Raw genomic sequence first — 15,703 nt, 5'->3', positions numbered from 1 at the left:
GACTGGTTATGAACTGACTTCATCCTGGTATTTCGTCGCCATGAGATCGATAGCATCCTGGTGCTCCTGCGCGAGGTTGTCTCGTACCTGCGCTGCCCGTGCGGCGGCATCCAGTGTCGGCTGCGCGTGGCCTTGGAAGTGCGGCATAACCTCGGCAGCGAACAGTTCGGCCGACCGTTTGGTGGCAGCTGGGTTCGCCCACTCGTGACCCATCTGCAGCATGCTGCCGAATCCGCCGGACTGATCCCACAGCCGCTGAACCTGTGCCCGCGCGCGCTCGGGCGTACCGATGACGCCGGCTCCGAGGTCGTTGATGATGGTGATCATCTCGTCGATCTCCTGTCCCGGCATCGTCAGGTGCGGGAAGGCGGCCACCTTCTGGAAATAGCGGAACCACGACTCGATGCCGTATCTGACGTCGTCGCGAGCCTGCTCGTCGGTCTCGGCGATATGGAAAGGCCCGGCCAGGGCCCAGTTCTTGCGGTCGACCGTCGTCCCGAAGGCCGCAGCCCGTTCCTCGGCGATGCCCCAGTGGTACGAGAGTGCGCTGAAGCCTTCGACCGTCAGCGTCGACCCGATCGAGATCAGCCCGATCCCATGCTTACCGGCCAGCCGTGCGCCGGTCGGTGAGGAGACCGCCGCGACCGCCAGGGGAATCCCGCTCTCGGAGTAGGGCGCCAACTGCAATCGAGCGTCGATCAATTCGTGTGTGGCGGTTTTGGCGCTGACGGTTTCGCCAGCCAGCAGGCGGACGACGATATCGAGGTTCGTCTCCAGAAGTTCGCGCGTATCGGTTTGCGACAACCCGATCATTCCGGCATCAGTGGGAAGTGAACCCGGCCCGAATCCGCCGATCACTCGACCGTGGGTGAGGTGATCGAGCAGCATCAGCCGGTCGGCCACCCACAGGGGGTTGTGGTACGAGAGCGAGATCACGCCGGTGGCGAACCGAATCCGCTTGGTCCGCTGCGCAGCGGCGGCGATGAAGATCTCCGGTGAGCTGATGATCTCGCTGCCCGCCGAGTGATGCTCGCCCAGCCACACTTCGTCGTATCCGAGTGCATCGATGTGGTCGATGAATTCGAGGTCGCGCTGCAATGCCAGCGTCGGGTTCGTGCCCGCGCGGTGGAACGGTGCGATGAAATATCCAAATCGGAGCCGAGACATATATTTTCCCTCTGGGCAGTAGTTCTTGGTGTTCTGATCATCGACCATTGAACGGGACGACGACATTCGCGTGGTATTTCTGTAGTCCCGCTACCGGATCGTCCAGAAACAGCCCGGCGGGAACCAGCATTCGGGTGACGCCGAGGTTTTGCAGGATATCGATCTCAGGAAGAGCGTTCCTGCCCACGAGAGTTGTGGTAACAGTTACTTCGATATCGTCCAGGTCTCTGTCTGCCGCTGTCGCAGCTTTTCTCATCTCGGTCGACAGCGATTTGAGAACTCCTATATCCCTGGTCATGGGCAAAAACCCGTCCCCATAGCTCCCGGCGCGCCGGGCAGTCGCCACGGAATTGCCGCCGATGTGAATCGGTATGGACTGCTGGGCCGGGGCGGGGCGCAATATACAATTGTCGAAATTTATGTATTTGCCATGATGGCTGGCGACCGGATGCGTCCACAGTGCCCGCATGGCGGAAATATACTCTTCCGTACGCTGACCGCGGTCTTCGAAAGGTGTGCCGAGGGCTTCGAATTCTTCCTTCATCCAACCTAGGCCGACGCCGAACTCCAGGCGTCCGCCACTCAGGTAATCGAGGGTGGCGAGCTGCTTGGCCAGCACTACCGGATTGAGTAGGGGAACAATAATGGTGCCGGTTGCGAGTCGTATGGTGTCGGTTGCCGCGGCAATATATCCGAGCCACACCAATGGATCCGGAATCGACGCGTCGTCACCGCCCGGCATGCGACCGTTGTGAGTATACGGGCACGGTGACGTGTAGTCGGCGGGAATGACGACGTGCTGACTCGCCCACAGGGATTCGAATCCCAATCTCTCGGCTGCCTTCGCGAATTCGGTGGCGACTGCCGGCTCGGCCAGATGGCCCGTGTTCGCGAAGATAATGCCGAATTTCATGACTGCTTCCCTTGCACACCGGACAACTGCACATCCGTATCCGGATCGCCGATCGGCCGGCCCGGCCCGGCACTGTCGGATTCACTGATGCCGACTCGATCATGTAGTGCGGCAAGCGGTTTCGGGGCCCACCAGTTGGCTCTGCCCATCACATGCATCATTGCCGGAACCAGCACCGTGCGTATCAGGGTCGCGTCCATCAGCACGGCCAAGGTGAGTCCGAGCCCGAACATTCTCATGAACGGCACCTCCGAGGCGGCGAGTGCGGCGAACGAGATCGACATGAGCAACGCGGCGGCGGTGATCACGCTTCCGGTGCGTGCCACGCTCAGCGCCACACCCTCGTCGCTGGCTCGGGCGGTGCGTTCGGAGTCCACCCAGTGTTCGCGGAATCGCGACACCAGGAAGACCTCGTAATCCATCGACAGGCCGAATGCGATGCAGAACAACAGCACCGGCATGCTGGCGACCAGAGTTCCGGTCGGTGTGGTTCCCAGTGCTCCGAGGTGGCCGTCCTGGAAGATCCATACGAGCGCGCCGAATGTGGCTGTCAGCGATAACACGTTGAGGATCAACGCTTTCAAGGGGAGCACGAGGCTGCCGGTGAGCAAGAAGATCAAGGCGAAGGTGAGGGCCGCGATCAACCCGAGCACCAGTGGCAGCCGCGAGGTGATGGCCGCAACGCTGTCGCGGTTGATCTGCGCGAGCCCGGATATGAGTACCTGCCGACCGGCCGGGCCCGTCACGTCATGGACGTTGTCCAGCTGGGTATCGGAGGCCGAGGAGCCCAGCGGAGCGGTGCTGACGATCGTCAAGAGGCCGCTGTCGGCTGCCAGGCCGGCCGGAGCGGCCGGTGGTCCCATCTTCATGCCGCTTACGAACGTGCCACTCGGGGCGGCAACCGCCGCAACGTCGGGCACCCGGGACAGGTCGGCGGCATACCGTTCCAAGTCGGCCTGGTCCAGACCCACCGCATCGGGCACGACGACGGGTATCGACGCTGTGGGATCGATGGCGAAGTCGCCGCGCAACTGGTCGCCCACCTGATGCGACGATGCGTCGCGCGGCAGCAGGCGGTCGTCGGAAAACCCCAATCTCACTCCGAGGAACGGAGATCCGAGCAGCAGTAGCAGGGCGATTACGGCCAGACCGATCGGCACGGCATGGCGCATTACGCGCTTGGTCGAGCGGTACCACAGCGACAGCTCGATCGGTGTGGGGACCGGATCGGGGCGGCGCAACAGCCGGCGTGCCAAGCGCCGCACATTCAGCGCATCCAGCCGGTCTCCCAGCAGCACGATGGCCGCCGGCGATACCACGATCGCGGCAATGGCCGCGAAGGCGACGATACTCACGCCCGCGTACGCGAAGGACCGCAGGAAGTACATGGGGAACAACGCCATCACCGACATGGACAATGCCACAGTGATCGCGGAGAATAGCACGGTTCGGCCGGCGGTGGCCATGGTCCGGAACAATGCTGCCCTGCCGGTCGCGCCGTCGGCCAACTCATCGCGGTAACGGTTGATGATCAACAGGGTGTAGTCGATCGCCAGCGCGAATCCGAGCGCGGTGGCCAGGTTGAGCGCGAAGGTCGACACCTCGGTGCCGAAGGTGATCAGACGAAGCACCGACATCGAGCCGACAATGGCGATCAGGCCGACAGCGACCGGCAGGGCTGCTGCGAAGAGCCCGCCGAACACCCATACCAGCGCCACGAAGCTCAGTGGAATGGCGATGGCCTCCATCAGCACCAGGTCGTGCTGGCTCTGCTCATTGACCTGCGCGTAGGCCAGGGCAATGCCGCCGGCACGCACGGTAACGCCGTCCCTGTCGTGCACCACTTCGTCGGACAGCGCTTTCGCGTTCTTCTCCGCGTCGTTCTCCGGGCCTTTGAGATTGGCGACGATCAACCCGGATTTGCCGTCTTTGCTCACCATGGCGGCGGCCGACTGGGGTGCGGAGGTCCACGCCGACCACAGATCCAACACGTGGGGCGACTGTTTCAGGTGGTCGACGATGTCGGTGGCGATCCGGCTCCCCGTTTCACCGCGCGCGCCGTCGGGTGCGGTCACGACGATCAACAGCTGCTGATCGCTGATTCCGAACTTCTCGGTCAGTAGCTGGGTGGCCTGAGCCGAATCTGACGCCGGATCGTTGAAGCCGCCCGAGGACAAGCTCCCCACGGCCGGGATGCCGAAGACCGCTGCCACGACAAAGACCAGCATCGTGAAGGCCATGACTCGCCGTGGTGCGGCGAGCGCCAGCAGCGCGATCCGGTGCAACATAGTGTGTCCTTCCGGGGCGGCATGCCCCACTGGCTCCGGTGCGACGTGGTTCCCTGTTCGGCAGTCCGCTCAGCCGCGTGCTGGTTTGGTTGCCGAGAAGTAGGCGATCGCGCCCGAACACTCGATCGTGATCGCATTGAGGCCCGCCGTTACGAGCCATTGACGCAGATCGTTCTTCGAGTAGACGTCGGCGAAGATGCCACGCCGTTGCCACAGCGAGACGAATCGATCACTCCGCCACCCGGCGCCGATGATGACTGTGCTGCCACGCACCACGCCACCTGGCCGAACCGCCCGTGCCATCGCGGCAATCGCGCCGGCCGGGTCGGGCATGCAATGCAGACCCATATAACTGAGGCACAGGTCGAATTCGGCGTCGTAAGGCATTGTCACCACGTCGCATTCGACCAGCTCGAGGTTTTGGATCGAAGCTTTCTCAGCTGCCTTGCCGGCCAGGGCAAGCATCGCGGGGGAGACGTCAGCGCCGATGTATCGGCGTGGAGCCGTGCCGGACAGGTGCCCGAACACCGCGCCGCCGCCGCAGGGCACATCGAGGACCGCGGCGCCTTGGATCTGGTTGCGAACGGCGGCCAGGTCGGCGTACCAGCGCCGGTAGTCGGATCCGAAAGCGAGGTAGGTATAGACCATCGCTACAGCGCGATGTTTGACCGTGAAATCCCAGCCAGAGGTTATCGAAGTGCCTCGACGCCAGGTCTGGGTTACGATTGTCATACTTCTGCACCTTCCTTTTTTCTCGGCGCATTGCACTATGAGATGGGCGCCGAATTGGAGTTGTTCATGAAGTGCGGAAATCAGCCGAGCGAGCCCGGATAGTGCAGTTTCCGAGATCGCTCGGAATTTGCTGTCCGGAGTGTGAACCGGCTAACCCGGATGTCGCGTGTCCGGGAGTCCTCGGGCCGGTCGGTGCGCAATTCATGCGGTCAAACGCATGAGCGTGTTGATAGCGCTGACGCAAAGTCTGCCGCTAGCGCCACGGTGCATAGATGTTTATTGATAGCGAATTCCAGCCCCCTGAAGTCCATCCCCTTGACGGGTTGAACTCTAGACTTTCCGGCGGCCACAGTCACCCAGGTGAAAATGTGATTTACGTCACCATTGCGAGGGAGGCGCCGGTCCCACTCGGCTGGTAGCGTTCTGGAGTAGGGAGATTCGTGTTGGCTATCCACCGAGTCTGTGGGAGTTTAAATTTCATGTTCGGAGGGGAAGATCGTGAGTGCCGATTCCAGGCCAATGAATTACTGGTCGAAGATTGTCAACTTCGGTGATATCCACTGATGCAGACCGACGTGGAATCACTGATAAAGAAGTTCTCTCCGGCGACCAGGGCTCTACTCTGGCAGGCGCTCTCCGCTGAAATCGAAGATACGCGCGAACCGGCGAAAACGGAACCAATCGCCCTCGTGGGTGTCGGTTGTAGATTTCCGGGACAGATTACCGATTGTGGTAGTTACTGGGAATCTTTGATCGAAAAGAAGGATTCCATCACCGAAGTGCCGCCGGGGCGCTGGAATATCCAGGACCAGTATGAACGGCACCCGGGACTGCCTCGCAGCAGTGCCATGAATTGGGGCGGATTCATCGACAATCCCGCCGGATTCGACGCCGAATTCTTCGGCATATCGACGGCCGAGGCGGCTGCCATGGATCCGCAGCAACGGGTGCTTCTCGAAGTCGCGTGGGAGTCGCTGCAGCACTCCGGAATTTCGGCCGATTCCCTCGGAAACAGTCGAACCGCTGTGATGATCGGAATGACGAGCTGGGATTATACAATAGTCAACCTCGAGCGGCGCAGCGAGCCGGTCGCATATATGGCGACGGGAAATGCGCACAGCGCCGCCGCCGGCCGTATCTCGTACCTCTTGGGTCTGCATGGACCGTCCCTCACTGTCGACACAGCTTGCTCTTCTTCGTTGGTCGCCATCCATCTCGCGTGTCAAAGTCTGAGGTCGCGTGAAAGCGATCTGGCTCTGGCCGGTGGCGTGCAGTTGAGCCTGTCGCCCTATGCGGGACTGGCGATGTCTCGATGGACTGCGCTGTCGCCGACAGGCCGGTGCCGCGCCTTCGACCTCGACGCGGACGGATACGTTCGTAGCGAGGGTTGCGGTGTTGTTGTACTCAAACGGCTGTCCGATGCGCTGCGCGACGGCGATCGTGTCATATCCGTCATTCGTGGAACGGCGGTGAACCACGACGGGCCTACGAACGGGCTCACTGCCCCGAGCGGGGCAGCGCAATCCGAACTCATCCGGCAGGCATTGGCATCTGCCGATCTACTCCCTGGGACCGTAGGTCTCATAGAAACCCACGGAACCGGAACACCGCTCGGTGATCCCATCGAGTTCGAATCGATACGGAAGTCGTACGGCGCCTCGGGAATTGGTTGTGCACTGGGTGCAGTGAAAACAAATCTAGGTCACCTCGAGGCGGCTGCAGGGGTTGCCGGGCTGATCAAGGCGAGCCTGGCGCTCTCCCACGGCATTATTCCGCCGAATAACCATTTCAAGGAGTGGAATCCGGCGATAGACCCGACGGGAACGCGCTATTTCGTTCCTACCGACTGTGTGGAGTGGCCCACCACGAGTCACCCACGCCGTGCGGGGGTGTCGTCCTTCGGTATTTCGGGCACCAACGCTCATGTGGTCCTGGAACAAGCTCCGGAAGTGCCAGTGAACGCAGTACGTGAACGTCCGGCAACCGCGGTGCGGTTGACAGGAAAGACCGCGGACCGGGTCGCCGCTTCTGCCAATGCTCTCGCAGAGTGGATGACGGGTAAGGGCGCGAAGATCTCGATCGGCGACATTGCCCACACTGTCAATCGGAGCCAGGCGAACTATCGGCATCGAGCAGTGGTCGTGGGACGAGATCGTGCCACCATTGCTCGTAGACTTCGGCGCCTGTCCACGCCGGACCCGGATGGGGTGGTGATGTACCCCCGGCTCCAGAGCGCACTCGGGCCGGTATGGCTGTTCTCCGGCCAGGGATCCCAATGGGCAGGGATGGGCCGGACGCTGATGGAGGACGAGCCCGTCTTCGCCCGGGAAATATCGCAGTTGAGCTCGTTGATGTCCGCCGAGGTGGATTTCGATCTTTACGAAATGCTGTGCAGCGGTGAAGAATTCCGGGGAATCTCGCAAATTCAGCCGGCATTGTTCTGCATGCAGATCGCGCTCGCCGAACTCTGGCGATCATACGGCGTGACACCCGGTGCCGTCATCGGTCACTCCATGGGCGAGATCGCGGCCGCGGTCGTTGCGGGTGCCATCGACAAATCGGATGGAGTGAGCATCATTTGTCGTCGCTCACGCCTGCTCGAGCGAAATTCGGGCCACGGTGCGATGGCAATGTTTTCACTCAGCTCGGCAGACTGCGCCGAACTGATCCGCAGCTACAGTGGTCTGGATATCGCGGTGCTCGCGGCACCGAATCAGACGATTATCTCGGGCGACGAAGCAGAGCTGGCCAAGCTGATGACGAAGGCCAAGAAGGAGTCGGTTCCGGTCTGGCCCATCAAATGCGACGTCGCGAGCCACAGTCCGCAGGTCGACAATCTGCTCGTTGATTTGCGGCAGTGCCTCGACGGCATCGAGAGACGACAGCCGCCGGTAGCCGGATACTATTCCGCAACCTTCGCCGACTCGCTGGAGACGCCGCTGTTCGATCCCGACTACTGGGTCAGCAACCTTCGACAGCCCGTGCAGTTCTTCCGCGCGGTGTCGTCTGCGGCCGAAGACGGATATCGGCTCTTCACCGAGATGTCACCTCATCCGGTACTTGGGTCACCCGTCACCGACACTCTCGAATCCGCGCTGGCGGGAGAGGGCTTCATGGTGACCTACTCCTTGAAGCGTGATCGCGATGAAGCCGAGGAGTTTCATTCTCAACTCGAGATGGTCTTGTCCGCGCTCGAGGGGACATTCGGCAAACTGGGGCCCGACATGGGCAGGCTGGTCGACGTCCCCGCGGCGCCCTGGTCGCATTCGAATTTCTGGGCGGCCGACCAGGCTCCCGTACCGGACGCCGGTGGCCATCCGCTGCTCGGCCGGGACATCCTGATCCCGCGTACCGATACCCATGTGTGGAGTGTCGATGTCGGCACCGACCGGAATCCGTGGCTCAACGACCATCGGGTGCACGGAATGCCGGTCATGCCGGCCGCGGCATTTATCGAGGTGTGCTTGGGTGCGGCGAGCGAAGCATTTCGTGTCGGCATTGAAGACTTGGAGCTGCGTGATTTCAACGTCGAACGCATGCTCGTGCTCGACAAGAATGTCAGTCTGACGACACACCTGCAGTGGCAGGTCACCGATCGAACGGTCGAGATCGAAATATTTTCACGGTCAGGCGCAGACGAATGGCTCCGGCACGCCGGTGCGGTGGTGATTTGTGCCGACAAATCGGGCGGTGACGGCATACGCATCGACCGTAGTGCCGCGGGCGAGCTGGAGACTTCAACCACAAAGGTCCCGGTGGGGACCTATTATTCCCTGTTGAGGCAGACCGGACAGCAGCACGGGCCCGGTTTCGCGGCGCTGACCAGCATCGAACGTCACGGTGGGGGCAGGGCTTCCACCACGATCGAACTTCCGCCCGCGGCACCGCAACACCTCCGTTTCATCGCGCATCCGGTGATCCTCGACGCCGCTTTGCAGAGCATCGGTGCTGCGCTGAGTGACACGGCCTTGCCGCGACTGGCAGATGCGACCTACCTGCCGGAGTCGATCGAGTCCCTCCGAATCCTCGAGCCCCTCGACGGCAAGATCGAGTGTCGCGTGGACCTCCGTCAGTCCGACGATGCGGACCGCGGTATACGAGCATCTGCCCAGCTGGTGAATGATGCCGGCCGAGTGGTAGCCGAATTCGCTGGTATCTCTTTGAAAAGAGTGGCGTCTCGGAAGCTGGATCTCCCGATCGGGCAGAAGGTTTTCGACACGAAATGGACAGCGGAACCACTGAAATCTGCATCCGTGAACTCCGTCGACGAGCGGTGTTGGATCCTGCTGACCGAAAGTGGCGAGCTGCCGTCGATCGCGTCGAGCGCGGCCGCCGCGATCGACGCGGATCAGGGGCGGGTCTTCACCGCTCAGCTCGCGGACGAGCGATCATTGCGTGCGGCATTCGAGTCGGCAGCGGGCGGCGCGGGCACCTCGCCGGCCGAGATAGTGGTCTTCGTCGATCCCAGTCGGCCAGGTGAGGCCGCCATCGCGGCGGGGGTTGCACGCACGCAGGCGACGATCCTGCGGTTGGCCGCCATCGTTCGAGCAATTGTCCAGGACCTGAACAAGCAATCGCCACGGCTGTGGCTTGTGGGTCGAGGCGGCCTTGCTGTCCACGCCGGCGAAGCTGGCGACCCGGCCGTTGGTGCGTTGCGAGGGATTGTCCGGACGCTCGCGTTCGAAAACCCGCAGCTGCGGGCCACGCTCCTCGACCTCGACCCCGGCGCTGACGGCACCTCGGAGCTGTTAGCCGAACTCGGCGCAGGTGCTGGAGACGACATAGTCGCTGTGCGCGGCGGCCTCAGATACGTAGAAACCCTCACGAGAGCGCAATTGGGTCCGGAAGCTCCGAGCAATACTGTGCGGGCCGACGGCTCCTACGTCATCACCGGCGGCCTCGGCGGACTGGGACTCAGTATCGCGCGGTGGCTGGTGGATGCAGGCGCCGGCCGTGTGGTTCTCAACGGCCGGTCTGCGCCGTCCACCGAGGTAGCGGCGACGGTACTTGAGCTCAACGGCGTCGGTGATGTGGTCATCGAACTCGGTGACGTATCGACCACCGGAATCGCGGAGCGGCTCGTAGCCGCTGCCGAAGCGAACGGTCGGCAGTTGCGGGGTGTGGTGCACGCGGCCGGCGTGCTCCATGACGGAATCTTCACCTCGTTGGACGACGCTGGCGTGACCGAGGTCTGGAGACCGAAGGCCGCCGGGGCAGTGGCGATGCACAATGCCACGGTCGGCAGAGAGCTGGACTGGTGGATCGCCTTTTCATCGATGGCGTCGATGATCGGTTCACCCGGCCAGGCAGCCTATGCCAGCGCAAACGCCTGGCTCGATGCTTTCGCTCACTGGCGCCGAGCTCAGGGTGAACCGGCATCGGTGATCAATTGGGGCCAATGGTCGGGTGTCGGTTTGGCTACCTCGGTCCTCCTACCCGTTATCGACCCGCTCACGCCCACGGAGGGAGTCGACGCATTCGGAACAGTCCTGGCTCACAACCCGGCACGGATCGGAATTGCGCGGCTACGGCTGGACCGTGCGGTCGCCCTTCCGGAACTGAAGCAGATGGCCTACTTCAGGGAGGTGATCCAAGAATTCGATCATGCGGAAGCGGCGGAGGATTGGATCGGCTCGGACGGACTTCGGCAGCTGAGTCCCGCGGAAGCCGGTAACGCGATAGCGGAACGATTGGTCTCCCGCTTGAGTGTCATCATCGGTGCTACGTCGTCTGCGGGCCTGGATTCGAACGCCTCGTTGTTTGCGGCCGGTATGGACTCGCTGATGGCCATGCGAATTAAGAATACGTGCCGCTGGGACTTCGGGGTGGAGCCGTCGGTCGGACTGCTACTGCAAGGCGCGTCGTTGCGCGATTTGGAGAAGGATATCGTTATTCAGCTCGGCTTGAGCTCGGAGGAGCATTCGGACGAACTCGACAATCGTCCGGTGGAACGTGCACACGCCCGCCGTAGCGCCCGGGCGCGTCGACCGCGTGGTGAATAGCAGAATTATGTAAGTAGGGGGTGACGATGACCGTGGACTCTGGTATCGAGAATTCAATTGCAATCATCGGCATGGCGGGGAGGTTTCCTGGTGCCGTATCGCTGGAAGAATATTGGGACAATCTTCGCGGCGGCTACGAGTCTATTGTAGATATCTCGGATGAGATGCTAGCCGAATCGGGAGTTCCTGCGGAGGTCTTCAAGCGCTCCGCTTATGTACGGCGTGCGCCGATTCTGACAGATATTGACAAGTTCGACGCCGAATTCTTCGGGCTCACGCCACGCGCGGCGCGGATCATGGATCCGCAGCATCGGATGTTTCTGCAGACCGCCTGGAGTGCGCTCGAGGACGCCTGCTGCGATCCGTACCGGTACGGTGGCGCGATCGGGGTCTTCGGCAGCAGTGCGGCCAGTGGCTATCTGCTGAATAACCTGCTTTCGCACGGCGATCTGCGCGAGTCGCTGGCCCAGGGCGCGAATGCGGAACTGCTCAACTTGTTGATTCACAATGACAAGGATTATCTGGCGACCCGGGTATCGCACCAGTTCAACCTCCGGGGTCCGAGTCTCACCGTCCAGACGGCATGTTCCTCTTCCTTGGTCGCGGTGCACATGGCATGTCAGAGCTTGCTGTCGAATGAATGTGACATGGCGCTTGCCGGTGCTGTGTCGATTCGGATACCGCATCACGTCGGATACTTCTATGAGCCGGGATCCATGATGTCGGCGAGCGGGCATTGCCGGCCGTTCGACGCCAAGGCCGACGGTACCGTATTCGGCAGTGGCGCCGGCATCGTTGTTTTGAAGCGGCTGGACGACGCCCTAGCGGCGAAGGATATTGTCCGGGGCGTGATTGTCGGGTCCACCATCAATAACGACGGGTCTCGGAAGATAGCGTTCTCCGCACCCAATGTCGCGGCCCAGGCGGACGTTATCGCCGAAGCACACGCTGTTGCCGGTGTCGACTCGGCCGATATCAGCTATATCGAAGCTCATGGCACCGGTACACCGCTGGGTGACCCCATCGAGTTGGAGGCACTGAAACGGGCTTTCGAGATATCGAGAAGGCAGCGTTCAGCGCCGTGCGCTATCGGCTCCGTCAAATCCAATATAGGACATCTCGAGGTGGCGTCGGGCGTAGTGGGCCTGATCAAGACGGTGTTGAGCCTCCAGCACCGCGAGATTCCGCCGACGCTGCATTACGAAAAGCCGAATCCCGAGCTGAACCTCGATCGCAGTCCTTTCAGGCCGCAGACCCAGTGTCTGCCCTGGGAATGGGATGGTCCGCGATACGCCGGCGTGAGTTCGTTCGGGGTCGGCGGCACCAACGCGCACATCGTGGTGAAAGAGGCGCCGGTTGTCACATCCCGGTCGACCAGGACAGGGCCGCAGGTACTGCTGTTGTCGGGTCAAACCCGTGACGCGGTCACGGAATCGAAGGGACGTCTGGCCGCGCATCTGAAGTCGAATCCGACACTCGACCTCGTCGATGTCGCGTACACGCTCGAGCAGGGGCGAAAGCCACACGGGGTACGAGTGGCCACCGTGGTGAACGACCGGGGCCGGGCTGCGCAGACCGTGGTCGGTCGTGGAAATGAACCCAAGGCCATGCTGACCCCGGAGCCGAAGGTCGCCTTCCTGTTCCCGGGGCAGGGTACGCAATATGTCGGGATGGCCCGCGAACTGCTTGCCGCGGAACCGGTATTCGCGGAGAACTTCGACCACTGTGTCGACAAATTTAAGAAGTTGTCCGATCGCGACATCCGCTCCGTTGTGTACGGATCGGACGCGACGCTGTTGAACCGGACCGATTACGTTCAGCCCGCCCTCTTCAGTGTCGAATATGCCCTGGCCAAGCTCCTGGAGTCGTACGGTGTGGTGCCTGCGGCCGTGGCCGGGCACAGCATCGGTGAGTATGTGGCGGCTACGATCGCCAGCGTCTTCGATCTCGACACCGCGATCCGCGCGGTGATCGCGCGGGCTGATCTGATGCACGCGGCGCCGACGGGCGCGATGCTCGCTGTTGCCGCCGCTGTCGGTGATATCGAGGATAGGCTCGGGTCCGGGTTGGATCTGGCCGCGATCAACGACTCTCAGCAGTGTGTGATTTCGGGTGACGTGCGGCGCATCGAGGAATTCGAACGCTGGTCGGCTGATCGAGGAATTCTCGTCCGCCGATTGGATGTATCGCATGCATTTCATTCGGCCCTTATGGATCCGGTCGTTCCGATGTTCCGGGATGTACTCCGGGACCTGCCGCTCGCCGCGCCGAAAATCCCGTTGCTGTCGAATAAATCCGGTGCGTGGATGTCCGATGCGGAGGCTACGGATCCGGCGATGTGGGCGGCGAGTGTTCGCGCCACGGTCCGGTTCAAGGACAATGTCGAGAATCTGCTGGATTCGGCCGGTTACGCGTTCGTCGAAGTCGGACCCGGCGGATCGCTGAGCGCGTCGGTGAAGCGGCACCAGAGCTGGGCCGACCACAGTCGCGCGGTACGTCTCATGCGTCGATCGTCCGAGACCCAGGACGATCATGAGATTTTCCTCGGCGGACTCGGTCAGCTCTGGGCGGCCGGAGTGTCCATCGATTGGTCGCCGCGCTATGCGGGAAGTTCGCCGCGGTGGACTCGCCTGCCGACCTACCCGTTCGCCCACGACCGCTATTGGATCGACGCGGTCCCCGCTGTCCCGCACGAGGCGGACGAGGCGGACGAGGCGGACGTGCCGGAGTCGAACCGGGCGCGGCCCTCCGGCCCGAGCGTGAATGTCGAAGGCGGACGCGGTCTCCGGGAGATCGAGCTCATGCTGAGCGAGATCGCGAACGAGGTACTCGGCGTGGAAGACCTCGACTTCGACACGAATTTCTTCGATCTCGGCGTCGATTCGCTGATGGCGGTCGGATTCGTCCGTCGAGCGTTGGAGGCCGGGGCGGACATCGAACCACAGGATCTGTTGGAGAATCAGACGATTCGATTGCTAGCGCGCGCGGTGCATGAGCGGTCGTTGTCGAGCTCGGAGGGTGAGAGCGCACCTGCCGATGCCGAGTATGAGGTGCGCACAGCGGTTACCAATACGGGAATCCTTTCGGAGATCACCGCCGACCAATTGACCGAAATCGCCGATCAGTTGAGCGAGCTGCCGCCTGGAATTCCCTCGGCCGATGCCGAGATAGAAGATATCTATCGGCTGTCCCCGGTGCAGCAGGATGTACTGCGGCACGTCCTCGCGGACGGCGGCGCCGGAATGTTCCTGGAACAGCTGGTGGCGACATTGGTCGGTCCACTCGAGGTCGAACTGTTCCGCCGTGCCACACAATTGGTGGTTGATCGGCACCCGGCGCTGAGAACATCCATAGTGTGGAGCGGGTCCGAGCCCTTGCAGGTGGTTCGCCGCCGCGCGACGATACCTTTCGTTGTCGAAGACGCGACCGCGCTGGACAGTGGCGCCGCGGCCGAGCGCGAGGCCGAGTTCATTGCGCAGGATCGCTGGCGGGGCTTCGACCTTTCCTCGGCTCCGCTCACCCGGATGACGGTCGTCAAAGTGGCCGAAGACAGACACCGGGTTGTGTGGACCCATCATCGAATGATCCTGGACGGCACCTCTTTCGCGATGGTCGTGGCGGAAACAGCCGCCCTGTACGAGGGCCTGAAATCGGGCAGGCAGCGTGTGCTGAAGCCCGCCCGGTCGTTCCGGGAATACATTTCCTGGGTTCACGAACTCGACCGTGGTCCTGCCGAAGCATTCTGGCGCGTCGAGCTGAACAGCGCGGTGCCCAATGGTTTGCACGCGATTCGCCCTGGGCAGCCGCCGGTGGCCGCCGAGGAGGATCACGGCCAGCCCGTCGTTGCCGTCGAGCTCACGGACGAGCAGACCACTGCCGTGATCGACAGTTTGCGCGCCGAGCGCGTCACCCTTGCGACGGTGGCGTACGGGGCGTGGGCTGGTGTCGTCGGCCGACACAGCGGGGAATCAGACGTCATGATCGGCGCGGCGCTGTCCGGGCGGTTCGGTCCCACTGCCGGTATGGAGCAGATCGCGGGCGCGTTCTCGAATGTGCTCCCGGTGCGCGTTCACCTCGATCCGTCGCTCTCCGCCGGAGAATGGCTGAGGCAACTCCAAGCAGGTGTCACCTCGATCCGGAGGTTCGAACACGTCGCGCCGATCGATCTGGCGGAGTGGTCGGACGTGGGCGGCGGGCGTCCGTTGTTCGAGTCCGCGGTGGCGGTGGCGGTCCATACTTTCGGCGGGATGGATATGGGTTTCGCCGACGTCTCGTTCGAGGATGTCGATGTTCACCTACGGTCGAATCTCCCGATCTGGGCGATGGTCATTCCAGGCGCCAAGCTCGCTTTCCGGCTGATCTATCAGCCCGCCCGAGTCGATGCGGCGGCCGCGGAAGCGCTGCTCGCGGATTGGGTGTCGCTTTTCCTGAAGTTGGCGCAGGCCCCGGATCGCCCGCTCTCCGCCTTCGAGACGTCGGGTCGGCACGGGCTCGATGACGCCGCGGACCGAAGCCGGGTTGCGGCGGCTGCCGATGCGGGCACCTCACGCTGACAATAGTTCTCGGGTGGGTCTTTCACGCTGGATGTAACCGGTTGTCGT

At 62.5% G+C, this 15,703-nt stretch carries 6 protein-coding genes; 2 read left to right on the top strand and 4 right to left on the bottom strand.

Annotated elements, in window-relative coordinates; genetic code table 11:
* Positions 1-6 precede the first annotated feature (6 nt).
* From OHA42_RS26810 to OHA42_RS26795, 4 genes are all read right to left on the bottom strand, one after another.
* Positions 7-1,167 carry an LLM class flavin-dependent oxidoreductase gene (locus tag OHA42_RS26810; protein WP_406230585.1) on the bottom strand — a complete coding sequence of 387 codons (1,161 nt, stop codon included), beginning with the start codon at positions 1,165-1,167 and terminating at the stop codon, positions 7-9.
* A 37-nt stretch (positions 1,168-1,204) separates the two neighbouring features.
* Positions 1,205-2,080: an LLM class F420-dependent oxidoreductase gene (locus OHA42_RS26805; RefSeq protein WP_406230584.1), complete on the bottom strand. Its 876-nt coding sequence runs from the start codon at positions 2,078-2,080 to the stop codon at positions 1,205-1,207.
* The gene (locus OHA42_RS26800) at positions 2,077-4,368 is read right to left on the bottom strand and encodes an MMPL family transporter (RefSeq protein WP_406230583.1); all 2,292 of its coding nucleotides are present in this window, start codon (positions 4,366-4,368) and stop codon (positions 2,077-2,079) included. The genes OHA42_RS26805 and OHA42_RS26800 overlap by 4 nt, the downstream gene beginning before the upstream one ends.
* Before the next feature lie 69 nt (positions 4,369-4,437).
* Positions 4,438-5,100, bottom strand: coding sequence for a class I SAM-dependent methyltransferase (locus tag OHA42_RS26795; protein WP_406230582.1), 663 nt, complete (start codon positions 5,098-5,100; stop codon positions 4,438-4,440).
* A gap of 563 nt (positions 5,101-5,663) precedes the next feature.
* On the opposite strand from OHA42_RS26795, the gene OHA42_RS26790 reads away from it, so the two are divergent.
* Positions 5,664-11,102, top strand: coding sequence for a type I polyketide synthase (locus OHA42_RS26790; RefSeq protein ID WP_406230581.1), 5,439 nt, complete (start codon positions 5,664-5,666; stop codon positions 11,100-11,102).
* 26 nt (positions 11,103-11,128) lie between these two features.
* The gene (locus OHA42_RS26785) at positions 11,129-15,655 is read left to right on the top strand and encodes a type I polyketide synthase (protein WP_406230580.1); all 4,527 of its coding nucleotides are present in this window, start codon (positions 11,129-11,131) and stop codon (positions 15,653-15,655) included.
* Positions 15,656-15,703 lie beyond the last annotated feature (48 nt).

Source organism: Nocardia sp. NBC_01009, from assembly GCF_045208035.1.
Classification (GTDB): domain Bacteria; phylum Actinomycetota; class Actinomycetes; order Mycobacteriales; family Mycobacteriaceae; genus Nocardia.
Note: the sequence above shows the minus strand (reverse complement) of the source record. Positions and strands in the feature narration are given on the sequence as shown.